The sequence below is a fragment of the Pseudarthrobacter defluvii genome (genome assembly GCF_030816725.1).
GTDB lineage: Bacteria > Actinomycetota > Actinomycetes > Actinomycetales > Micrococcaceae > Arthrobacter > Arthrobacter defluvii_A.
Window position 1 is genome coordinate 28,557 of record NZ_JAUSYG010000001.1, and the last position, 23,600, is coordinate 52,156.

The 23,600-nt window shown below is 63.2% G+C and carries 19 protein-coding genes and 2 pseudogenes; 20 read left to right on the plus strand and 1 reads right to left on the minus strand.

Going from position 1 to position 23,600, the window contains the following annotated elements:
* Positions 1-7: 7 nt before the first annotated feature.
* The 6 genes and pseudogenes from QF031_RS00110 to QF031_RS00135 form a co-directional block, all read left to right on the plus strand.
* Positions 8-1,060, plus strand: coding sequence for an LLM class flavin-dependent oxidoreductase (locus QF031_RS00110; RefSeq protein WP_307422434.1), 1,053 nt, complete (start codon positions 8-10; stop codon positions 1,058-1,060).
* Positions 1,061-1,395: 335 nt separating this feature from the next.
* Positions 1,396-1,564, plus strand: a pseudogene (locus QF031_RS00115) (transposase); the annotation flags it as partial.
* 258 nt (positions 1,565-1,822) lie between these two features.
* Positions 1,823-3,427 (plus strand): ROK family protein, encoded by a 1,605-nt coding sequence (locus QF031_RS00120; protein ID WP_307422436.1) that lies wholly within the window; start codon positions 1,823-1,825, stop codon positions 3,425-3,427.
* 302 nt (positions 3,428-3,729) lie between these two features.
* Positions 3,730-4,877, plus strand: a protein-coding gene (locus tag QF031_RS00125; RefSeq protein WP_307422438.1) for an IS3 family transposase whose coding sequence is annotated in 2 segments (ribosomal slippage) — positions 3,730-4,003 and positions 4,003-4,877 — 1,149 coding nt in all. Because the reading frame shifts where the segments join, the coding sequence is not laid out codon by codon here.
* Between the two features lie 257 nt (positions 4,878-5,134).
* Positions 5,135-5,542 (plus strand): pentapeptide repeat-containing protein, encoded by a 408-nt coding sequence (locus tag QF031_RS00130; protein ID WP_307422441.1) that lies wholly within the window; start codon positions 5,135-5,137, stop codon positions 5,540-5,542.
* 520 nt (positions 5,543-6,062) lie between these two features.
* A pseudogene (locus QF031_RS00135) lies at positions 6,063-6,194 on the plus strand (IS110 family transposase); the annotation flags it as partial.
* 20 nt (positions 6,195-6,214) lie between these two features.
* Here the strand turns inward: QF031_RS00135 and QF031_RS00140 are convergent.
* The gene (locus QF031_RS00140) at positions 6,215-6,346 is read right to left on the minus strand and encodes a hypothetical protein (protein WP_307422444.1); all 132 of its coding nucleotides are present in this window, start codon (positions 6,344-6,346) and stop codon (positions 6,215-6,217) included.
* A gap of 247 nt (positions 6,347-6,593) precedes the next feature.
* Between QF031_RS00140 and QF031_RS00145 the strand changes: the two genes are divergently transcribed.
* The 14 genes from QF031_RS00145 (at position 6,594) to QF031_RS00210 (ending at position 23,576) form a co-directional block, all read left to right on the plus strand.
* Positions 6,594-7,538: a hypothetical protein gene (locus QF031_RS00145; RefSeq protein WP_307422447.1), complete on the plus strand. Its 945-nt coding sequence runs from the start codon at positions 6,594-6,596 to the stop codon at positions 7,536-7,538.
* Between the two features lie 6 nt (positions 7,539-7,544).
* Positions 7,545-9,062, plus strand: coding sequence for a phage tail sheath family protein (locus tag QF031_RS00150; RefSeq protein ID WP_307422449.1), 1,518 nt, complete (start codon positions 7,545-7,547; stop codon positions 9,060-9,062).
* 10 nt (positions 9,063-9,072) lie between these two features.
* Positions 9,073-9,591 carry a phage tail protein gene (locus QF031_RS00155; RefSeq protein ID WP_307422452.1) on the plus strand — a complete coding sequence of 173 codons (519 nt, stop codon included), beginning with the start codon at positions 9,073-9,075 and terminating at the stop codon, positions 9,589-9,591.
* Between the two features lie 14 nt (positions 9,592-9,605).
* Positions 9,606-10,331 carry a hypothetical protein gene (locus QF031_RS00160; RefSeq protein WP_307422456.1) on the plus strand — a complete coding sequence of 242 codons (726 nt, stop codon included), beginning with the start codon at positions 9,606-9,608 and terminating at the stop codon, positions 10,329-10,331.
* Positions 10,332-11,256: 925 nt separating this feature from the next.
* Positions 11,257-12,528, plus strand: a complete 1,272-nt coding sequence (locus tag QF031_RS00165) for a DUF4255 domain-containing protein (protein WP_307422458.1) — start codon at positions 11,257-11,259, stop codon at positions 12,526-12,528.
* On the plus strand, positions 12,525-14,816 hold the full coding sequence (locus QF031_RS00170) for an AAA family ATPase (protein WP_307422462.1): 2,292 nt from the start codon (positions 12,525-12,527) through the stop codon (positions 14,814-14,816). The genes QF031_RS00165 and QF031_RS00170 overlap by 4 nt, the downstream gene beginning before the upstream one ends.
* Before the next feature lie 262 nt (positions 14,817-15,078).
* The gene (locus QF031_RS00175; protein WP_307422465.1) at positions 15,079-17,136 is read left to right on the plus strand and encodes an eCIS core domain-containing protein; all 2,058 of its coding nucleotides are present in this window, start codon (positions 15,079-15,081) and stop codon (positions 17,134-17,136) included.
* Positions 17,133-17,795, plus strand: coding sequence for a hypothetical protein (locus tag QF031_RS00180; RefSeq protein ID WP_307422469.1), 663 nt, complete (start codon positions 17,133-17,135; stop codon positions 17,793-17,795). The genes QF031_RS00175 and QF031_RS00180 overlap by 4 nt, the downstream gene beginning before the upstream one ends.
* On the plus strand, positions 17,792-18,175 hold the full coding sequence (locus QF031_RS00185; RefSeq protein ID WP_307422473.1) for a LysM domain-containing protein: 384 nt from the start codon (positions 17,792-17,794) through the stop codon (positions 18,173-18,175). The genes QF031_RS00180 and QF031_RS00185 overlap by 4 nt, the downstream gene beginning before the upstream one ends.
* Complete coding sequence (locus QF031_RS00190) at positions 18,172-19,308, plus strand: hypothetical protein (RefSeq protein WP_307422476.1); 1,137 nt, start codon at positions 18,172-18,174, stop codon at positions 19,306-19,308. The genes QF031_RS00185 and QF031_RS00190 overlap by 4 nt, the downstream gene beginning before the upstream one ends.
* Complete coding sequence (locus tag QF031_RS00195) at positions 19,305-19,856, plus strand: phage baseplate assembly protein V (RefSeq protein WP_307422480.1); 552 nt, start codon at positions 19,305-19,307, stop codon at positions 19,854-19,856. Before QF031_RS00190 ends, QF031_RS00195 begins: the two co-directional genes overlap by 4 nt.
* 26 nt (positions 19,857-19,882) lie before the next feature.
* On the plus strand, positions 19,883-20,224 hold the full coding sequence (locus QF031_RS00200) for a hypothetical protein (protein WP_307422482.1): 342 nt from the start codon (positions 19,883-19,885) through the stop codon (positions 20,222-20,224).
* 5 nt (positions 20,225-20,229) lie between these two features.
* Positions 20,230-20,592 (plus strand): GPW/gp25 family protein, encoded by a 363-nt coding sequence (locus tag QF031_RS00205; RefSeq protein ID WP_307422486.1) that lies wholly within the window; start codon positions 20,230-20,232, stop codon positions 20,590-20,592.
* Entirely contained in the window at positions 20,589-23,576 is a 2,988-nt protein-coding gene (locus QF031_RS00210) for a putative baseplate assembly protein (protein WP_307422489.1), read from the plus strand. Before QF031_RS00205 ends, QF031_RS00210 begins: the two co-directional genes overlap by 4 nt.
* Positions 23,577-23,600 lie beyond the last annotated feature (24 nt).

A 23,600-nucleotide genomic window follows, 5' to 3' on the forward strand; every position in this document is an offset into this window, starting at 1 on the left:
GGAAGCCATGCCGCAGCCCGACCGTCCTTTGCGCAAGCTTGGCTTCCTCACCATTGGGCTGTTCGATCCTCTTGATCCAGCCGCCGGGCATGAGTCGACGTTGCAGATCATCGAGCTGGGTGAGCGGCTGGGGTTCGACAGCGCCTGGCTGCGCCATCGGCACCTGCAGTTCGGCATCTCATCGCCTGTGGCGGTGATGGCTGCCGCGAGCCAACGGACCTCGCGGATTGAGCTGGGTACTGCCGTGACGCCGCTGGGCTGGGAGAACCCGCTACGCCTGGCCGAGGACCTGGCCACCGTGGACCTGTTGGCCGGCGGGCGCATCAATCCCGGAGTGAGTGTGGGGGAGCCGATGCAGTACGACACCGTGAAGCATGAGCTGTACCCGGATACTGCGGACGTGGAGGACTTCAGCTATGCCCGGGTGGAGAGGTTTGCGCGGCTGTTGGCGGGGGAGCCGGTGCGGGATTTTTCGGGCAAGCAGGGCGTGGTGGAGGAGTTCTCCAACCGGGTGGAGCCGCATTCGCCGGGGCTGCGGGACCGGCTTTGGTACGGGGCGGGCAGCACGAAGTCGGCCGTGTGGGCTGGCGCCAACGGCTTTAACCTGCTGTCCAGCAGCGTGATCTTCCCGGACAAAGACCAGGAACCGGACTTCGCACTGGTCCAGCAGTCGCAAATCCGGGCGTTCCGGGAAGCTGCTGCTGCCGCGGGGCATGCTGGGGCGCGGGTCTCACAGGGCCTGGTGGTGATCCCTACTGACTCCGCGACCCTGGCCCAGCGGGAGAAGTACCAGCGGTATGTGGATGAACGCACTCCGCGCACTGCGGCGCCGCAGGGGCCGCGGGGCATGATGTTCGCGGCTGATCTCATTGGCACCAGCGAGTCGATCGCCGAGCAGCTGTACGCGCACGCCGGCTTCCAAGAAGTGGACGAGGTGGCGTTCGCACTGCCTTTCAGTTTTGAGCACGAGGACTACGTGCAGATCCTGACGGACATCGCAGGCAAGCTGGGGCCGGTTTTGGGGTGGGGCGTCGGAAAAGTGGCACAGCAAAAGCTCTAGCAAAGGGACTCCAATACCGCAGGCGCCTCGATGCCATGAGTCCATCAGGATGGAACTGTCAGATTTGGTTCTCAGACTATTCGTAGAACCTGTCTAATAAGTCCCCTAGGGGCCCTATTCTGACGCCTAACTGATCCCAAGCCTGACGTCAGGTTGGGGTGTGCCTTAAGCTGCCGAGTTCGCCCTGTATTGTTCCGCCTCAGGGGCCTTCAATCGTGGTCGGACCCGTCATGCAAGGCGCCGGAAGAAGCAGGATTTCTCCCCACCCAGACGATGGGCGTTGCTGGAGTCTTGTAATGGCCGGTCTGGAGAGTTGCAAAGGGTGTGGTCTAGGTTGGACCGGTGTCTGTCCCGGGTCCAACGAATCAGCTGGCCGGGTCAAATCCGCGCACATCCTGCCTGGCAACAAATACCTCAAAGCGGCACTCGGCAAGTGCAGCCGCTGTGCTAGGTGCAGCCGCCGCCTGTTCTACCGGTGTGGGAGCTCGCCTCCAGCGGGTTGCAGTAGCCGCCGCCCGGATTGGCGGACCAAGCAGCTCCACCGCGGGCTCCCCCGCCTTTTAGTAGAGACGGTGCCGCGGGAGGTGGCTGGATTGCTTAGTGCTGGCTCAACGCTTGGGCTTTAGGCGTAGGAAGACGCCGTTGTGGGTTGTGCCTGTCTGCTTAAACTTGAGTCATCGGTTGTAACCGATCGAAGTCGGCTGTAAGATATCTGTAGTTACCGATACGGCATCCTGCCCCGATAATCCTGGAAGGCTTCTCATGGCCACTGAGTCACACGAACCGCAGACGGTCAACTACGCGGAAACGGATGAAGAGTTCGAAGAACTGCTGGCACAGGCGGAGGCTGACCCGAATGCAGCGCGCTTAGCTCAGGAGACGATGCAAAGGTTGGAATTCCTGTCGGGAGTGCAGCAATGGCGTCGAGAGAAGCACCTGAGTCAGAAGGCCCTAGCTTCCTTGTTGGGTACCACGCAATCTGCTGTTTCTGACTTTGAGTCCGGTCGTGTAGATCCTCAGCTGAGCACACTACAACGGTACGCCAGAGCGCTTGATGCCCGATTTGACTTCAAGCTGGTCAACCCTGATTCGCCGCTCCCTGCTGAGGCTTCGACCAATGCTCGTTTCGCTCAAGAGACGGCATTGACTCCTCTGCTGACGACTCTGGTAAGGCAATCAGACGAGCAAGCAAGAACCCTTAAGTCCCTCGCGGAAGCCATGCTGTTGCCCGAGCCAGTGATCAGGCCCCTGCTTTCAATCCTTCAGGCAGAAGGCTGGGCTCGGGGTGTTGGTGAGGGGCCGGAGCGTGTCTATTCACTGGTTGATGAAATCGCATATGTAATAGGGATATCTCTAGAGCGTGACCAAATAGTTGGTGTCCTGATGAACCTAGACGGTCAAGCAATGCGCCAAGTGACCTCGTCATATCCAGAGGGCAAAACCTCTCAGGCCACTATTTCTGCTGCTGCAGACGTCGTAGAGCAGCTATGTCATGCGAGTGACAGGCGAATACTTGGTGTAGGGGTCAGTGTGGCTGGCGTAGTCGACCCGAAGGTTGGGCGGGTTGACTACGCTCCGGAACTCCAGTCTGAGTTGGATCCTTGGTCTGGTATTGAACTCGGGAATGATCTGGAGGAGGAGATCAGCAGGCGGCTGCCTGAGCCACTGAAAGTGGCCGTGGAGAACGACGCCAATGCATTGGCCGCTTGGGAATACCTTCGACGAGGTGACGACTCCGTCGCGGTCGCCCTCCTTAGCGGTACCGGTATCGGTGCGGGCTTTGTTATGGAAGGAAAGCTGTTTCACGGAGCTCATTCGGCAGCCGGAGAATCCGGACATACTCTTGTCGACCACGAGGGGCTGCCTTGTCGAGCAGGACATGAACATCGAGGCTGCCTGGAGACAATGGCTAGCATCGAGGGAATTCTAGGCCGCTTGGGAATACCCGCGGGAACCTCGGAACAACGGACAGCCGGCCTGATTATTGCCAACGAGCGAATCTCTAATGGAGACGAGCGTTCGCAGACAGCTCTCCATAATGCTGGAAAAGCATACGGGAGGTTCCTGGCAACAACCGTCCTACTATTTGATCCGGAACGAGCAGTGACATACATTCACCCCTATCTGGCCAGCCGGGAGTATGCCTGCGCCCGCGCCTTTCAAGACGGCGTGCAGTCAGCGCTCTCCGAGGCCTCTTCCAGCCGACTTTCCGTGGCTGCCCCTCCTAGATACGAGTGGCATGCACTCGATGACCTTGTTCGAGCTACTGCTGCGGGCGCGACAGGACTTTGGAATTTCTTGAAGCATCCCATCCGCTGGGCTCCCAGCCTTCTCGCTTCTCAGGAGGTTCATTGGGCGGCGGCTTAATGTCAGTGGCTAAACGAGAAAGAAACTGGGTCCATGTTATCCAAAGGCACAAGGCTATTGTCGTTCTGCCTGCTGTAGCTTTGGCCTTCTTCGGGCTCGCCGCTGTAATACAGATCGCTGCCTTGCTGTTGGTCGGCGGGGAGACAGCCGAACGTTCAAAAACAATAAACGACGCCCGCGTTTCGCTGATACAACTTCTTGGCCTCACGGGGCTAGTTGGAGTGGTTGGGTCCCCAGATAGAAGTCCAGTGTTTGTGTGAGTTTCGTGTCCGAGAATGGACGCAGGAGGAAATTCACGAATCATGGCACGCAGACACACCCCTGAGCAGGTCATCGCCAAGGTCCGGCAGGGCCAGAAGATGCTCAATGACGGGCGCCCGATGGTCGAGGTAATCAAGGAGCTCCAGGTTACCGAGGCGACCTGGTATCGGTGGTTGAACCAGTACGGGTCCGAGAAGAACGCCGAGGCGTCCAAACGGACCAAGGAGCTGGAGAAAGAGAACGCCCGGCTTAAGCGGCTGCTGGCGGAGAAGGAACTGGCCATCGACATCCTGAACGAGGTGGCCAAGGGAAAATTCTGAGCCCCGAACCCCGCCGTCGTGCCGTGCGCATGGCGGTGGAGAAGTTCGGGGCGTCCGAGCGTTTCGCGTGCGCGGTGCTGGGGCAGAACCGGTCCGCGTTCCGCAAGAAGAAGCCCGATATGGGCTTTGAGGAAGCCCGGCTCCGTGCAGCCTTGCGCGCCGTCGCCGGGCAGCACCCCGCGTGGGGCTGGCGGAAGGTGCGCTGGCACCTGCTGGCTCAGCCTGAGTGGGACGGCGTGGTGCTGAACAGGAAGCGGGTGCGACGGCTCTGGCGCGATGAAGGCCTGGTCTGTAAACCCCGGGCGAGGAAGAAGCGCCGGACCGGGCCCGGCGCCGGTGAACAGAAGCGCCTAACTGCCCAGTACCCGATGCATGTGGTCAGTTTCGACTTCCAGTCCGATGTGACCTCTTGCGGACGGCACATCCGGTTCTTTAACGTCATCGACGAATACACCCGCACGGCGCTGGCGGTCATTCCGCGCCGGTCGTTCAAGGCCGCCGACGTGGTCGCTGTGTTGGAGAACATCATCGCCGAGACCGGCACCGCCCCGACCTACGTGAGGTGTGACAACGGGCCCGAATTCACCGCCGCCGCACTGATTGAGTGGTGCAACACCGCCGGCGTGGATACCGCCTTCATTGACCCGGGATCACCCTGGCAGAACGGCTTCATCGAGTCCTTCAACGCCCAGTTCAGAAGGGAACAACTCTCCGGAGAAATCATGGACACCATGGCCGAAGCCAAGTATTTGGCCGACGAATGGAAAGCTATCTACAATCATGAACGGCCCCATGGATCCCTGAACGGCATGACGCCGAAGCGCTACTGGGAAAACTGGACGCAAGAAAACCAATTAGCTATCGCATAGGCGCTGGACTGCTAACGGGGGTCCAACCAGGAGGTTTCATATATTCCGCAAGGACTTTTGCTCTTTCTCGATCTACGCAGCGTGCCGACCGGTTTGCAAAAGCGATCGGACACATAGGCGACCAAAACAGTGAGGCTATACGCGTGGGTGGAGTCCACAGTCTACGTCTACTCGCCATAGAGGACGGCCGCTACTGGCCAGTTGTCGAGCAGATCTTGTCGGCCCTGATTCGAGAGAGAGCCAAACCTGGGAAGCCGATGGCTACTGACATTCGTGCTGCTCTTTTGGTAATTGGGCAAAGGCCTGCAAACGACTCGAAGCTGCACTTACCACTCGATTTACGTGGAGTCCATCTTCGAGGAGCGGATCTTGTGGGCGCCAACTTCGAGGGCGTCTGGCTGGATGAGGCGGTGCTGACAGGAGCAAACCTCACGGATGCAAACCTGAAGAACGCAACGCTCCGAAACGTAAATCTAGAAGCGGCGACTCTTTCCAGTGCTAATTTTGCTGCTACCGACCTAAGCGGGGCGAGGCTGCAACGCGCGAACTTCTACGAGGCGGTAATGCTAGATTGTGACCTTTCAGGTGCGCACTTATCGGGTGCCCTTAACCTCGATGATCGTCAGCTAAAGACAACATCTGGGCAGCCAGCCTCATTTCCTTAGTTCTTTATCGCCAATTGCCCGAGGTGAACCGAGTCCGCGCGGTTGCCCATGCCTCTTCTGACATGGGTGGTCTGGAACTAAGGGGGTTACCAGACACTGAATCAGAAGCGTCGCAATTGGCTACCTTGAGCACCCAATAAATGCCGTCAACTTGCGTGAATATCAGGTACATGGCCCGAGATGGAGAAGTATAACCGGGGATGGCGCGCATAGAAAAGCGTCGGGGAAGTAGTTCCTCAGGATGTTCGCCCTCCCTTTCTAGATAAACCATGTGGTGAACCATACGCTGCCCCACCTCACTCCTTTCCTGTTCTGGAAAGGAGTGGAGGAAGGCGTGGCGCTCTTCTTTGGCCTTAGCTCCAAATGCCCAATGACGCGGACGCACAAAGTTTGTTTGTGTAACCAAAAGTTCGCCTCCCTCCGTGATGTTCGCGCAGCAGGAGATAATAGGTGGGGTGAATTATACCTCACCCGGTAGCGGTCAGCCATGAGTCGGTACTTTCAAGAACGAGCCGTTCAACGGGTCCGTAGCGAGGCTGCATTCTCCTGTCTGGCCGGCGTGAATCCCATTCCGGCATCGGCTGAACCGTGGAGGCGATAGAAGGCTCAACAGTGCCCTCACATGGCTGCGATCACCAGGATGACTTGCGACTCCTAAAAATGGCTCTGCCCTCATGCGACCACGCCACGAAAACATTTCGCCGCGGCTACCGCCTGAAAGCCCTTCTCCTCGAGCAGGGGTGCGGCTTCGCTGACCTTGACCAGCTTGTCCGGCAGTGCAGCCATGGCCAGGCGGTGGTCCAAGGCCTCGGTTTTACCGACGCCGCGGTTCTTCCTGGCATCCAGGAGAGGAGCCTCGATGACGGGGAATCTGTGGGCAGCTACGGTACCGGCGAGTATCGCTGCTATTCGGCAGTGACATTGGTAGTGGCAGCATCTCGTTTGGATTCGGGAGACGAGGGCTTAGGCCCAGTAACGCGACTGTAACGCCGCAAGTTTAGTCTTCAGGTGTTGGCCGCGGCCCGTGGCCGCACGAGCACGGAGATGCGGGATGAGCGAAGAGAAACAGGAAAAGTCGGCGTCCGCGGCGGGGTCGGCCGACTCATCGGCAAAGGCAACGGAGCAGGCACCGGAGAAGGCGATGGATAAAGCCACCGCCTCCAAACCTGGCGGGCCGGTCGAAGAGCCGGCCCGGGATCTGGTGGAGTTGCTCAGCGAATTCCAAGAGCGGCAGGCCGCCCTGGACAACAAGATCAAACGCAGTAAGGCCCACCTGGCGGACATCGAGGCTGAGCAGCAGAAGCTCAAAAAGGAGTCCGGAGATGTCTCCCGGGCAGTCGGTGGCATTACGGGTGCGCGTGCGGATGCCGCCGCCACGACCGCGGAAGCGGACAAGGTTTTTGCTTCCGTGGAAAATCTCATCGATTCATTGGAAGATCATGTCGTAAAGGGAATTCAACAGGGTCTGGCTGGAGTAGATCAAGACATTCAGGATGCACGGGGCAAGGTCTCGTCCGAGGCAGCGGAGTTGGATAGCCTTCGCACGCAGAAGTTGAACCAGGAATCCGAGACTGCCCGACGCAGAGCCACATACGACCAAGCCCTGGCAAGGGTCTCAGGTCTGCCCGGAAAGATTGCTGACGGGGTCGGTGCAGTCAGGAAGTTGCTGGTTGAGCTGGTCGCGGCGCGCGATTCGGGCCAGGCTCAAAAAGCCTGCGTAGTGCGCGAGGACGCGACGCAGCAGAACAGCATGCTCAAGGAATGGGTGGGTCAGGCCTACGAGAAGCGTCTGCTGAAGGAGCGTCAGGACGCCGCGAGCGAACTCTCCACTGCAAGTGGTGAACTTTCCCGGCTACAGGGGGAGCTGATCAAGAAAGAAGCCCTGCTGGCCCAGCGCCGGAAAGAGCTGAAAGAACTGCAGGATGGACGCAAAGCCAAAATCCAGCAGTTAGCGGTTCAACCGTTCGAGGACCAAGTCCTGCCCAAAGGAGCGTGACCATCCATGCCTGTTCAACTTTCGTACCCCGGCGTCTACGTTGAAGAGATTCCAAGCGGTGTGCGGACCATTACTGGAGTGGCGACATCGATCGCTGCGTTTGTGGGGTGGACGCCCCGAGGGCCGGTGGGTGCGGCAGGGCATATTTTCGGCTGGGGTGACTATGAACGCCGGTTCGGCGGCCTCCACCGGGACAGTTGGGTCAGCTACGCCGTCTCGCACTTTTTTGCCAACGGCGGACAGGAAGCGTACATCATCCGATTGGCGGACCCCGAGGCAGGCACGGCTGGAGCGGGAGTGGATGACCTTCGTCTGACTGCTACAGGGTCCGGTTCTTGGGCCAACGACTACGGCGTAGACATCAGAATCCGCGAGGGCACCGGCACCGATGCCGATAATCCCGCCAGGTTCTCCCTAACGGTCTTCCGCCGAGATCCAAACGATTCGGCGCGCCAGGACCTTGAGGTATTCGCTGATTTGTCCATGGCGAAGGACGATGCACGCTTTGTCGGCAGTGTAGTCAATGAGCAGTCGGAACTCGTCAATGCTGAGGATCCAGCGGACGGTACTGCCATTTCCGAGTCAATCGGCCTAATGCTCATCGACGGCACCGACGGCGAAGTCCTGCAGCCGGGCGACCCGGAATTTTGGGCCGCGGCGTGGCCTACCGACCCGGACGACGACGGCCGGCTCGGTGGTGTCTTCCACCTGGACCGGGTGGACCTGTTCAATCTGCTATGCGTGCCAGGCCTGACCGACCTGGGCAACCTCGAACTGCTGGCCGGCTTCTGCCGGCAACGTCGGGCGTTCCTCATCGCCGATGGGGAGGAGACCATCAACGAAGGCACCGTCACACCTGTAAGCGGCGACTCGGGTATTAACGCTGCTATCTACTATCCTTGGGTGCGGTTGGCGGACCCGAAGGCTCAGGGCAGGCTCCGCACCTTCCCGCCCAGTGGAGTGGTCGCAGGTGTCTACGCCCGCACCGATACTTCCCGCGGCGTGTGGAAGGCGCCGGCCGGAACTGATGCCAGTCTCACAGGGGTCCGCAGTCTCTCCAATACCCTGACCGACCCGGAATCCGGGACACTCAATAAGAAGGGCGTCAATGCGCTACGCACTTTCAGTGTCTACGGAAATGTCGTGTGGGGAGCACGCACCTGCCGGGGCAATGATGAGATCGGCTCCGAGTGGAAGTACGTACCGGTGCGGCGCACCGCTCTATTCATTGAGGAATCGCTGCGACGGAGTCTGAAATGGGTAGTCTTCGAGCCTAATGATGAGCCCCTGTGGGGCCAGATACGGCTCAATGTCGGGGCCTTCATGAACGACCAGTTCCGTAAGGGCGCCTTCCAAGGGGCTACTCGGCAGGAAGCCTATTACGTCAAATGCGACAAGGAAACTACCACGCAAAGCGATATAAACCTTGGGATTGTCAACATCCTGGTGGGGTTTGCGCCGCTGAAGCCGGCGGAGTTTGTAGTTCTCAAGCTCCAGCAGATGGCTGGACAGGTTCAGGCTTAGGGAGACGGAAATGGCCCAGTTCAATGTCAACGTGGAGCGTTTCGATCCCTACAAGAACTTCAAGTTCCGTGTCCGCTGGGAGGGCCGATACGTGGCTGGCGTCAACAAGGTCGGTGCGTTGAAACGAACGACAGAAGTAGTGGAGCACCGTGAGGGCGGGGACCCCAGCACCAGCCGCAAGTCACCCGGCCGGACCAAATACGAAGCCATCACCCTGGAGCGCGGAGTTACGCAGGATCTTGAATTCGAGCACTGGGCCAACAAGGTCTGGCATCACGGCAACGGCCTGGGCCAGGAAGTGTCGCTGAAGGACTTCCGGAAGGACATCCTGATCGACCTTTGCAACGAGGCCGGACAGGTGGTCAAGACCTTCAAGGTCTATCGGTGCTGGGTCTCCGAGTTCCAGACCTTGCCGGATCTGGACGCGAACGCTAATGCCGTGGCCATTGAGAGCATCAAGCTGGAAAACGAAGGGTGGGAGCGGGACCCTGACGGTACCGAACTCACCGAGCCGACCCTGAGCGAGTAGCGGTCCCGCGCGTGTTGACTACCTCCGATCTTCTCAACTCCTGGGAACAGGGTTTGGTCCTTTCTTTGCCCGGCAGGGCGGAACGCCTGCTGGGGCTTGTGGGCGTGGAACCTGAGACAGCAGCACGTCTGAGTGTCGGGCAGCGCGACTCGCTGCTGATGGCTCTGCGGCGGAGCGTGTTCAGTTCGCGGGTGGTCGGCGTGGCCGTGTGCCCCCGTTGCGGTCAGTGGTTGGAGACGACGTTCGATCTCGAGGATGTGCGCGTGGAGGCCCCCGGTGATCCCGGTGCCCCGATTGAGTTGTCCCTGGACGGTTGTGTTGTGCAGGCCCGGCCCCCGACGTCCGGGGACCTTCTGGCGGTGACCGAGGCAGGGGCAGCGGGAGAGGGCGATGCGCGGATGGCCCTGATTGAGCGCTGTGTGCTCCAGTCACGGTTGCAGGACACCCCGGTGCCAGCCCGGGACTTGCCTGCAAACGTGTTGACCGAACTTGGAGTCGCTCTGGGGCAGGCCGATCCGCAGGCTGACGTCCACTTGGCCTTCGAGTGCTTTTCTTGTGGACACGCCTGGAGCGCGGTATTCGACATCCTCGTCTTTTTTTGGGCCGAGTTGGATTCCTGGTGTCAGCGGTTGCTGGCGGAGGTTCATGCTTTGGCCTGCGCCTACGCGTGGACCGAGGCGGAAATCCTCGCCTTGAGCAGTTGGAGACGTTCGCAGTATCTGGAGATGGTGCGCTGGTGACCGACTTCCTCGCCCACATGATTTCCCGCCTCACCGGAACGGCCGAGGCGATTGTTCCACGGCCTGCGGTCAGATTTGAACCCGAGTTTCCCGGTTCGGAAAATACCGCATATGACATGGAGGAGGAGCGAGGGGAGAAGCCGGGCCTGCCTCCGCCGGCCCAGCCGGTGGATCGGGACGCTGTCATTTCCCCTTCTTCACAGGCAGAACCCGGTCCAGGTGAAGAAACGCAGGCGGAAATCATGCCGCCTTCTTCCGCTGCGGGGGTCCGAAGCCATCCTGACCCTGCTTTCCAAGTCCTGGCTTCACCGGCGCTTGCCGTACCGGTCCCTGTTTTGTCGGACAGAGCATCGTTGCCGCCCGATCAATCGGTTATGAGATACCGCGAACCCGCGGTCGGTAATCGGACGCAGACGCGAACGACGGCTCCTCGCGCGGAGCCTGCTACCGCCCCAGCGGAGGGTGTCGCTCGGGCGCTGCCACCGGGCGACCCTGTCGCGGGCTACGGGCAGAGCCCGGCGCCCTTGCCGATTCCGCAATCGGTACTCTCGCAAAACGCTGTTCCCGTGCCGGTTAGGGCCGGGGGACCGGCTCCTCGCGTGGCACTGCCCGTGGCAATCCCGCGGCCGACCGCACCGCCGGCCGCCGCCGGACCTCCTTCAGCTAAATTCCCGCCCGGCGCAACGCCCGGCCATCCGGCGGAGCGGGGGCTGCGGCCCCTCCAGAAGCCTTACGAAGGTCGCGGTTCCTCGCGAGACCGGTCCGCACCGCCCCAGCCCGGACCTACCGTTGAGGTCACCATCGGCCGGATCGAAATCCGCGGTCCCGCCACCGCGGTCCCACCGCCGGCCCGCCGACGGGCTGTGGATCCATCGCATGTGTCAGCCCTCCCCGAGTATCTCGCACGCCGCCGGCGGACCTCCTGATGGCCAACCATCTTGCCATCGCTACCGCTACCGAGGCTTTACGCCTGCGGCTGGACAGCGCGATTAAGCCCGAGTTCTCCGGCGTGGACGTGGTAGCAAGGCGCCCCGACGCTGGCGATGGCTTGACCGCCAGCGTGGTGACAGTTTTCTTGTATCGGATAACCCCGAACGGCGCGCTGCGCAACTCCGACCTGCCCACCCGGGGCTCGGACGGCAAGGAAATCCGTCAGCGCCCACGGGCAGCGTTTGACCTGCATTATTTGCTGAGCTTCTCGGGGGACGATGAGCAGCTGGTTCCGCAGCGGATGCTGGGCCGGTCCGTGGAGACCTTGCACAGTCGGCCGATGCTGGGTCGGGCGGAACTGGCGGCGGCCACCCAGGGGGAGCCGTGGCTCGCGGAGTCAAACCTCGCCGAAGAAATCGAATCGGTCAAGTTCACCATGGCGGCGCTGTCCCTCGATGACCTTGCCAAGATCTGGTCCGTTTTTCTCCAGGTTCCCTATCGGATTTCGGCCGCCTTCGAGGCCAGTGTGGTGTTGATCGAGTCCGATCTCCCCGCCCGGGTACCCCTGCCGGTGCGGCGTCGTGGTGTCGATACGCTGCCGGTCCGCCAGCCCCTGATTGAACGAATCGCGGCGGTGGGGGCGCCGGCGGAAGGCGGCCCGGGGGACGGTGCCGTTGTGGGCTCAGGGGCGTTGGAGTTGGAAATCACCGGTCGGCACCTGCGCGGGCCGGTCACGCTCGTCCGCTTTGACGACGAGGATCCGCAACCGGTCCTGCAAGCCTCCGATCGGCGCCTGATAGTGTCAGGGGCCAGTCTCTCGGCCGGTCGCCATGGCGTTCAGGTGGTCCATGACGTCCTGATCGGTGACCCGCCGACGCAGCACCACGGCGTAGAGTCCGCTGCCGCCGCCTTTGTGCTGCGGCCCGCCATCACCGCCGAATTGGTTCTTGACGCCGACACCAATCCGGATCCGGCCGGCGACGCAGTAGAGGTGACCTTCACTCCGTTGGTGCGTCCAGGGCAGCGGGTGGTGCTGCTGCTGAATGAGTACGCCGACCCGGCCCCGGCAGAGGCACCGCGGTTCTTTCAGCTGGAGCCCGAGGCGCCCCCCACGGCGCCCATGGACAAGCTTCGGTTCCTGCGCGGGCCCGTCAGCGCAGGCACCTACCTGGTCCGAGTGCAGGTGGACGGCGCGGAGAGCTTCCTTGACCTACATCTCGACACCGACCCACAGCAACCTCCCTCCCCGCAGGTGACGGTGCCATGAGCGCCGACCAGCGCCAGCGCAACGCCGACAGGGCGATGATGGAGGCTGCGATGACGTGGCTGCGGCTGATCCTAGATCCGTCCGTGGAGCCGGCGGCCCATCCCGCTCCTGCTGCATCGAAGCCTCCAGTGCCCGACTCTTCGCCGCCGTCGCAGGGATGGCGGCGGCGCCGGCGCCTGTCGATTCCGCAGAGTGACTGGAGTCCGCGCGACGCCGGTGTCGAGGATGATGAACTGGCACTTCTGTTGCCCCCTTCCAAGACAGACCACAGCGCACCACAAGAACTGCGCCGGGCACGCCTTGAGCTTGAGCAGGCCATGGCAGGGGATCCTGTACCCCGTTTTACCCGGTTCTGTGATGCGTTTAAACTTTTTCCCTTCGAACGTGACGTGGCACTGCTCTGCCTGGGGCATGCGGTGAGCACCGAGGTAGCCCGGCTCTGCGCCGCCATGCCCGAGAGTTTTAGCGGGCTCCCCACTTTCGCACTCGCCTTGGGGCTGGCCGCGGACCCGCAGTGGGAAGCCGCCTCGGAGGAGGAAAAAGGCACCCTGACCAGGCTGGCCGCCGTGCCTGAGTGGGATGCGCTGGCCCCGGACCGGCCGCTGCGCACCTGGCGGATGCTGGACATTGTCCGGACGGGCGGCGAGGCGTTGATCAGCTGCCCGCTGCGGATGGACGAACGCATAGTGAACCACCTGATGGGCCTTGACTATCTTGACGAGCGGCTGGCAGCCCTGCTGGAAGGGGTGCCGGCCGATGACGGCGGAGCCGAGCCGGCGCTCAGCGGTTCCCAGCAGAGCAGGGCCGCTTCCGCCATCGTCCACCTGCGGCGCCCGACACGCGTAGCGCCCTCCCTGCTGGTGCAACTGCCCGGAGGAGACTCGGTTACCAAACGGCTGTTTGCGCAGCAGATCGTCGACGCCGCAGGACTTCAGCTGCAACGGCTGCCGCTGGATCAGCTGGGGCACAACGGCGATCCCGGATCCTTTCTACGGTTGTGGAACAGGGAGACCCGCCTGCAGCAGGTGGCGCTGCTCATCGACGCAACGGAGGCAAGCGGCGAAACCCTTCCCATTCTGAGCCGGCTGCTGGACGGTGTGGAGGGCCTGGTCCTAGTGGATGTTCCGGAGCCTCTGCCCCGCCAGGACACCGCATTAATTCTGGACGTCGCCCGACCCGAACCCGCCGAGCAGCGCTCCGTGTGGCAGCGGGAGCTGAGGGCCGGCAGCGAGTGGCCGGAACGTTTGGCCGGCCAGTTCGATCTGAATGTGGCCGAAATCTCCGAGGCCGCTGCCGTGGGGCTGGATGCTGCCGGCACCGGGGATGATCCAGGGCAGAGCGCCTGGGAAGCCTGCCGAAGCCGGGCTCGGCCGAGGTTGGAGGGACTGGCGCAACGCAGCACTTCCCTGACCCGACTCTCGGATGTACAGTTAGCCGCCAACGAGATGCGGCTGCTGGAACAAGTCCGCGACCAGACCCGCAACCGGTTGCGGGTCTATGACGATTTCGGTTTCCGCGGCAGGCTGTCCCGCGGCCTGGGCATCACAGCCCTGCTGGCAGGAGAAAGCGGTACCGGCAAGACCATGGCGGCCGAAGCCCTGGCCAATGAGCTGGGCCTGGACCTGTACCGGATAGATCTCTCCAGCGTGGTGAGCAAATACATCGGTGAAACCGAGAAGAACATCCGGCGGGTCTTCGACGCCGCAGAGCAGAGCGGGGCCGTGCTGCTCTTCGACGAAGCCGATGCCATTTTCGGAAAACGCAGCGAAGTCCACGACAGTCACGACCGCTACGCCAACATTGAAGTCAGCTACGTGCTCCAGCGCATGGAGGCCTATGCGGGCCTGGCGATTCTCACCACCAACATGAAGAACGCTTTGGATCCTGCGTTTCTGCGGCGGCTGCGTTTTATCGTCACCTTCAGCTACCCCGGTGGGGCCGAGCGGGAGCGGATCTGGCGGAACATCTTCCCATCCGTTCCCGGCGCGGATCCCGCACCGCCGGAGTTCCTGGTTCCCGGCGCAGACCGGCTGGATTTCCAGATCCTGGCCCGCGCGAGCCTGACCGGCGGGCAGATCCGCAATATCGCTGTCAACGGCGCGTTTCTTGCGGCGGCGGGAGACGGGACCGTGACCATGGAACTGCTCCGGGAAGCTGCGCGGGATGAACTGCGCAAGCACGGTAAACCGATCGCTGCAGCGGATTTCACCGGCTGGGTGACTCCCGTGGCGACGTCCGCGCAGCCTTCCGATCAGCTGTTCACCCCAGAGGCAGGAGAGGTGCATTGACCATTCGGGTACATATAGAGAGCCTGATCCTTGAGGGGCTGCCGTCCGGGGCGCTGGACACGGCGCAGCTGGGCTCAGCCGTTCAGGCCGAGCTTGGGCGCCTGCTCGGTGAGGCGGGTCTGCATCCCGGGTTGGCTTCGAGGGGAACTTTCAGGAGTGTCCAAGGTGCTCCTCTCAGGGCGCCCGCAGGCAGGGCCGGGCCGCTCGGCGTGCAAATCGCCAGCGCCATCCATGGGGCCCTCACTGTGCCCGGAGACCCGGCATGAGCAACGCCCAGCTGGCGGAAACGAGCCGCCCTGCCCCCGCGAAAACGGCGCTTCCCGTGCCGGCGCAAACCGGTGCTGCCCGTCCTGTCGCTGACAGTGCCGCGGCCCCGCAGGCTGTCCGTGATGTGCTCCGTTCCCCCGGACAGCCGCTGGACCCTGCCGTCCGCGCAAAGATGAACTCCTCATTGGGCCATGATTTTTCCGCCGTGCGCGTGCATACCGACATGGCGGCGGCGCGGTCCGCCCGGGCGGTCAAAGCTGTGGCGTACACCGTGGGGCAACATATTGTTTTTTCCGCCGGCGAGTACCAGGGGGCGAATCAACGCGGACTGCACCTGTTGGCTCATGAACTTATGCATGTCAGGCAGCAGGTAAGACCACCGGATCCTGGGGTCCCGCTGATCATCGGTGCTTCCAGTGATCCGGCCGAGGCGGCGGCCAACCGGTCGGCCGATTCGGTCTTCGGCCTCGAACATCCCGCAGGTGAGGGGAACGGGATCACCGAAGGACCGGTGCTGCGCCGTTTTTCGGAGGGCGAGCATCGTCGGATCGGCGAAGGCGCCTACAGCCGGGCCTTCGCCGAGACGCAGTCGGGGCCTTCCGCGCCGGCGGTTCCTGCCGTCGACGCGTCATTGCGTACCCGGCTCAGAGAACTGAACTTCAAGCCCGGCACGGAAGCAGGCCTCAGCTACGGGCAGCTGGTCGCCGCGGCAGATGAGGTTGCCAGCTTTGAATTACTCGAGGAGCGGCAGAGCAGATCCACGGGAACTCGTATTCCCCTGCTGAGCCCCGTCTGGGACTGGCTGGGCGACAAGACGCAGTATCTTGATCTAGCCGCCCGAAACACAGCCCATTTCCATCCGCACAACTACATGTCATGGCAGCCATGGCATTGGCAGGCGCTCCACACCATGGGCAGCGCCTGGGAAGTGGGTGAGGGGGCAAACGGTCTGAAGGCCGAAGTGCGGGCGCACCTCCAACGGTTCGATGCGGCGTCGGCGGACGTCCGAAGGATGCTAAAGGAGGGCTCCGAGAAAACCCTGGAGCCGGCGTTGAACCGGATGCAAGCGCTGCTGGGCCGGGCACAGCAAAAGCAGACGCAATGTCAGGCCTTGCGTGCTCAGGCCAATGACCTGGCCGTCAGGGCTATGGCGATGAACGGGTTCGGTGACCATTTTCTCACCGACGCCTTCGCCGCTGGACACATCGTGACACCCCGGCAGGAATTGCTCCGTGATTACACCACGGAATTTCTGGGATTTATGCCGGTGGGCAGTGTGCTGAACTGTGTCAACATCCCCTCTCTGGCCTGGCATGACCTGGACAACTTCTTTGGCGTTGACGTGGACAATGCCAGAGGCGAAAGCTGGAAAACCTATGGCGATGACTATGCCGACAAGGATGCGGCGCCCGGCGGCAGAACCCTGAGCCCGACCTTGGAGCACGTGACCGCGGCGACGGCCGAATCAGTCAGGCAGATGTGGCAGGCCGCCAAGGGGCAGCAACCGTCGTCGCTCCTTCCAGTCCTGAACCACTTACCGCGTCCAAAGCTCGAGGAGTATCCGCCATGGTCCCCGCGCGACTGGGATCTCCAATTGCGTTATGCAGCCGGAGAGCAGCTCGCTATGTCGGCGGATCCGTCTGCTTCCTCCTCTGCTCAAGGGAACGACCTTGATCCGATAAGCAGCGACAAGCCGCCGAACCCCAAGGGGAACCAACTGGGCAGCGGAATCGCCTCCTTCAGGGCAACGTGCATCGATCTGATCTCTCGGTTCACATATACCAACTTTTTCATCCCGATGATCGGCAGGATCCGCGCAGACTATGCGCGGCGCTACTTCAGCGGACGTCCTGAGCAGCTGGTCTCCCCAGGGACCGCCCCTGTTCCGCAGGCCAGCGTGAGCGGTCACGTGGTGGCCGGGGTCCTGCTGGGCGGGGTGGTCGGCGGCGTGATCGGAGCCTTGGGGGGGCTGCTCCTGGGCGGATTGATTGGGGGCCTCTTCGGACGCCGGCGGGACACGGTGCGTGCCGGTGCAGAAGGGGGACGATCATGAGCCCGTTTCCACAAATCTCACCCCGTATCCTCAAGGGCGGCCTGGCGCTGATTGACGTGGACTCGGGGCGGGTGGTCCGGCTGATTGCCCTGCAGTACAACCCCGAGACCCTCAGCCGGACCCTGCAGGCGCAGGCGGTCGGCGCCGAGGGGAACGCCGATCGGTCCCAGGCCCTGCGCCTGAAGGGTCCGCCGGTCGAGTCCTACAAGCTGGACGCCGAGATCGACGCGGTCGACCAGCTGGAGGAGGGCGACCTGCTGGTGGGAAGGCTGGGTATTCAGCCGCATCTGGCGGCGCTGGAGATGCTCGTCTACCCGAGCATCGCCCAGCTCCGGGACCATCACGCTGCGGCGGCGCGGGGGCAGCTGCAAATTTCCCCGGTGGAGGCGCCGCTAACTCTTTTCATCTGGAGTACCAGCCGGGTGGCGCCGGTGCGGGTCACGGATTTCAGCATCACCGAGGAATTCTTTGACACCGCGCTGAATCCGATCCGGGCCAAGGTGAGCCTGGGCATGCGGGTGCTCAGCGTCAGTGACCTTGGTTTCGATCACCGCGGCGGATCCCTGTACCTGCGCTATCAGCTCGGCAAGGAACGGCTCGCAGCGATGAGCGCCGGCGTTTCCCCAGGCCTGCTGGGACTGAAGGAGATACCGACATGACCGTCAATGACCAGCAGGCCCGGCTCGAGGCGCTGCTGCGGCCGCCTTCGTTCGACGCCGCGCTGTTCCCGCCTTCGAGCCGTTACGCGGGACTTGCGACGGCGGTGCAGAACCCCGAAGGCGACCGGCCGGTCATCTATCTCACTCGGCGGTTTGTGCCGCGGCCGGAACGGCTGGAGCAAACCGGGGTGCATACCGTCGAAGCAGGGCAGCGCCCGGACACCATCGCCGCCGCCGCGCTGGGCGATGCCGAGCTGTTCTGGCGGATCTGCGACGGAAACCGGGCAGTGTTCCCGGCGGAACTGGTGCGCGAACCGGGCCGGCGGCTGCGCCTGACGCTGCCGGAGAACCTGGCCGGCCAGGACGGAAACCGGCCGTGAGCAATGCCGTGACGCTTTCGCTCTACGTCGGACCGGCCATCGCGCTGCCGGCCCCGCGGGCGCTGGTCGAAGCGCTAACCGAGGTGACAGTGCACGCGGGCAGCGCCGGAGAGGACGGGTTCGAACTGAAGTTCAGCGTGGGCCATGACTCCTCCATGCTGCAGACCGTCTTCCTCCTGAGCGGGGGAGCAGTGCCGCCGCTGATCCGTGTGGTCCTTGCCGTCACGGTCTCCGGAACCACCGAGGTCCTGATGGACGGACTGGTCACCCAGACCCAGATCGCCCCGGATACCGGCTCCGGTCCTACCCAACTTGTGGTCAGGGGCCGGGACATCAGCCATGCCATGGACAGCGTAGATCTAAGCGGGCTCTTCCTCTATCCGGCCATGCCGCTCGAGGCCCGCGTTGCACTCATCCTGGCCAAGTACATGGTGTTGGGAGTCATCCCGCTGATCGTTCCCACACCCACCATGGACATTAACAATCCGCTGGAACGAATCGAACAGCACTGGGGCACCGATCTGGTCTATCTGCGCGACCTAGCGGCCATGTCCGGCTACACCTTCTATATGGAGCCAGGACCCACGGTGGGCACCAGCCTGGCCTACTGGGGCCCGGTCCTGCGGATCGGGCCAGTGCAAAAAGCACTCAGTGTGGACATGGACGCGGAAACGAATGTGGAATCCGTCAACTGCAGCTTTGAGCACGACTCCGCAGCCATGCCGATCGTGTCCATCGAAAACCCGTTCACCAGGACACCGCCGATTCCCATTCCGCTGGGGTTGATCAATCCGCTGGACCCGCCGCTGGGCCTGCTCCCGCCGGTACCGAAGAACTTCGAAATTATCGACGACAGTGCCGGCAAGGGTTTTCCGCGGGCGCTAATGCAGGCATGGGCGTACCAAGCGGCCAGCAACCGTTCGGTGATCGCCGAGGGAACCCTGGATGCTCTCCGGTACGGTGGCGTGCTCAAACCGCGCCGGCTGGCCGGGTTACGCGGGGTGGGGACCGCCTTCGATGGTCTCTACTACGTCGAACATGTCACCAGCACGCTGCGCCGGGGCGAGTTCAAACAGAATTTCAAGCTGGTCCGCAACGGCCTCATCTCCACGATACAAAGGATCCCGGTATGAGCATTCTTACGGTATCCGGCGCCAAAACCCGCCGGAACAGGAAACAGTATCTGGGTAAGTACCGCGGGATTGTCCTGCAAAACGTGGACCCGATGGGAATCGGACGGCTACAGGCCCAGGTGATCGGCGTCTTTACGCTCGCCTCCACCTGGGCCATGCCCAGCTTCCCGGTGGCCGGAACCCAGATGGGCGCCGTCGCTGTACCGCCAATCGGCGCCGGCGTCTGGATCGAGTTCGAACAGGGTGATCCGGACTTTCCGATCTGGACGGGCTGTTACTACAGCACCCGAGCCGAAGTCCCCCCGCTGGTCCAGATGGTGACACCTCCGATTCCGGCCATGACCATGCAGACCCCGCTGCAGAATGCAATCCAGCTCAGCGACGCGCCGCCGACGCCGGCGACGGGCGGAGTGGTGCTGCGCAGTGCCACCGGGGCTTCCATTGTGGTCAACGATTCGGGCATCTATATCAGCGACGGCAAAGGCGGACAGATCACCCTGATCGGTGGGATTGTCACCGTCAATGCCGGCGCGCTCGTGGTGAAGTAAGGCTCTGGTGAAGTAAGGAGGCAGTCATGACCAGGTTTCTGCTGCATGTCGGGGCCGGCGTCCAATGCGCCCATATGGCCCCAGCTACGGTGCAGACCAGCAATACGCGCGTCTTTGTCGGCACGACGTTGGTGATCACCGCAGCGGACCTGCACTCCGTCGCGGGCTGCCCCTTCACCGTTCCCGGCCCCAAACCACAGCCCTGCGCCACCATCCGCTGGGCTCCGGCGGCCCGGGTTTTTGTCCACGGCCAGCCCGCAGTGGTCCAGATGCCCGGCACCGGGCAGGGCATCTGTTCCAGCGCCGAGCAGATCCCCCAAGGCCCTCCAGTAATTGCTTCCCTCCAAGCCCGCGTGACAGGCATGTGAGGACAATGAACATCGATTTTCCGTGGCACTACGACTCCCGGGGACGCACTGCCGAGACCGACTATGAGGAGCACGTCAGGGACCTGCTGGAACTCCTGATTTTCACCGACCCTGGCGAGCGGGTGAACCGGCCGGGCTTCGGTTGCGGCCTGCGCCAACTGGTTTTCGCCCCCAACAGCCCCGAGCTGGCCGCGGCGCTGCAGTTCACCCTGGAGGCGGCAGTGCTGCGCGAACTCGGCGATATTCTCTCGCTCGAAAGTCTGCAGGTCCGCAGCGAGGATGCGGCGCTGCAGGTCGAGGTCCAATACGTGGTGCTGGGTTCCGGCAACCCCGGCGCGGCCGTCTTCCCCCGGGAGGGAGCGGCATGAGGGAGCTTCAGTACCACGACGACGGGCGCCGCGCCGAGGTCCGCGCCAACCCGAGCATGAACGGTATCGACTACGCCGAGGTGGAGACCGGCGATGACGGAAAGCCGGAGCTGCACGTGTTCCTGCTGCGTTCGTTGCCGCCCGAGAAGGACGTCCGTCTCTTCTCCGCGGCGAACATTTTGATTGACGCGAGCCCCGATGCCGAGCCGGTCCAACCCGGCGATCCTGTCTTCCGGCGGGGGGAAAACCGGGACCGGGACGACGTCGCCGTCATCCCCCTTGACCAGACCGGCAGCCGCTCCCCGTACGTGCTGCGGCTGGTACCGAGCCCGGAGTTTCCGCTCGAGGATGTGGATCCGCGCTACCGCAGCGCCACCTTTTCGTTCCTGCCGGAGACGCCGCTGGAGATCGACTGCCTCCGGAGCCCCGGCCGCCCCGCCCCGCAGACCACTGTTCCCGACCTGAATTATCTTGCCAAGGACTATGCCAGCTTCCGGCAGTTGTTACTGGACCGGCTCTCCGCCACCCTGCCGGGATGGCTGGAGCGGCACAGCCCGGATCTCTATCTGACGCTCGTGGAGATCCTTGCCTACGTGGCGGACCAGCTCAGTTATGCCCAGGACGCCGTCGGGACCGAAGCGTATCTTGACACCGCTCGGTTACGGACCTCCCTGCGGCGCCATGTCCGGCTGGTGGACTACCCGATGCATGAAGGCTGCAACGCGCGGACCTGGGTCTGTCTCCAGGTCCGCGACAATCCGCGGGTGAAGCTCCATGACCTGGCCTTCATGACGCACCCGGAGGGCATCCCCGCCGGGGAAACCGAGGTGCTCCCGGGTACGTTGCGGCTGCTGCCACAGGCCAGCTACCGGGTGTTCGAAATCCTGCCGTTGCCGGCCCGCTCCGATATCAGCGAACACGACATAACAGACCCGGAGGTGCTTGTCCGGCACCTCGCAGGCAGCGTCGGCCCGGTGCCGGGCCATGTCCGGTCACGCCTGACCGAACACCGGCTGAAGGCCCTGCTCGAGGCCGAAAAGAACCCCGAGGAGCTTCCGGCGCTGCTCACCGAACTGGCCGGCCTGCTGGATACCCTGCTGGATGACCCGGGCATGGTCTCGGTGGATCCCGGCGCCGTCAGCGATGCCATCGCCCGCTACGGATCACCCAATGCGCTCAAAGGCAGCAGACTGCGCGGCCGGAACCGCCTTGCCCTTGAGCAGATGTTGGGAAACGGACTGGCCGCTACGGACCAACTGCACTTCTATGAAGCACACAACACCCTCGTCTTCTACACCTGGGGCTCCACAAATTGCTGCCTGCCCCGCGGCGCCGTCGCGGCAACCCTGCGGGACCGCTGGCGAGACGAAAAAGCCGGTACTCGCCGACTGGAGCAACTGCGGGTGGGGGATATCCTGATCCTCGAGGAGCTCGTTCATCCGGGGACCGGAAGCAGCGCCGATGCGGATCCGGCGCATCGCCATGCCGTCCGGCTCACCGCCGTCCAGCCCGGACTGGACCAACTCCGGAACACCCCCGTGGTGGAAGTGTCCTGGGACGAAGCCGACGCGCTGCCGTTCCCCCTGGTGCTCTCAGCCACCGGACCGGCGCCGGAGTGTGCGCTGCTGACAGATCTCGCCGTCGCACGCGGCAACGTGCTGTTGGTGGACCACGGGCAAACGGTCCTGGAACCGGACCCGGCCCGGCTGCGCGGCGAGCGGGGGACCGTCATCATTGCAGTGCCGTTCGCGCCACCGCACGATGTTGTTCCCGCGCCAAACGTGCAGCTGTGCTGCGTGGGGGAAGGACGCCCGGGCGACCGGTCCGAAGGACCTGTGGAGTACGAGCCGGTGCTGGCCGGCGCTCCGCTGGTCTTCAGCCAGCCCCCCGAAGCGGGAGTCCCGGCCAGCAGGCTGCTCCGGCAGGACCCGGCCGCGGCCCGGCCGGAGGTGGCACTGTTCAGCCCGGTGGAATTCGCGCACCCGAGGCTGGAGATCTTCGAACGGCTGCCCGAGCCCGGCACAACCGGTACACCCCTGCCCTATGAGCGCTGGCTGCCGCGCTCGGACCTGTTGGCCAGTGACACCGATGACCGCCATTTTGTGGTCGAAGTGGACGATTACGGCGTGGCCCATTTGCGCTTCGGCGACAATGTGCTGGGCGCGCGGCCGGCCCCCGACACCCGGTTCCTTGCCTGGTACCGGACCGGCGGCGGATCCGCCGGAAACGTGGGAAGTGATGCGATCCGGCACGTCATGCGCCGCGGCAAGATCCAAGGGGGCAGCATTGTCGGAGTCCGTAATCCGTTGGCGGCCCAAGGCGGCACCGATCCCGAACCGGTGGATCAGGTGCGGCTGAGGGCCCCGCACGCTTTCCGGACCCGGCTGGAACGGGCGATCACTGCCGAGGACTATGCGGCCATTGTGATGCGGGACTACGCCGGAACAGTGCAGCGGGCGGCGGCGCTCATGCAGGTACCCAAGAAAGGACCGGTAGTGATCAAGGTCACTGTCGATCCCCTCGGCACCGTCGACGACGATGCCGAATTCCGGGCGGGGGTGAAGAACCACTTGGAACGCTACCGGCGGATTGGCCACGAGGTCCAGGTAGGCACGGCCAGCTATGTTCCGCTGACGTTGGAACTGACCGTGGGATATCACCCGCATCATCGCCAAGGCGCGGTTCTGGGAGCCTTGCTAGACCGCTTCAGCAATGGTGTCCGGCCCGACGGCGGCCGCGGCTTCTTCCATCCGGACGAGCTGACCTTCGGGCAGGGCATCGCAGTCAGCGCCATTACCGCTGCTGCCCACTCCGTGCCGGGTGTTGCCTGGGCGTCAGTGAGGTCACTGGCACGGATCGGGGGCACGGGTCTTCCGCCGGACGGGTTTCTGGAACTGAATCCCAATGAAATAGCACGGCTTGATCAGAACCCCGACGTCCCGGACCGCGGTTGGCTGAGCATTAAACTGGAGGTGGCCCGATGAACACTGGTTGCGGCGCGTGCCATA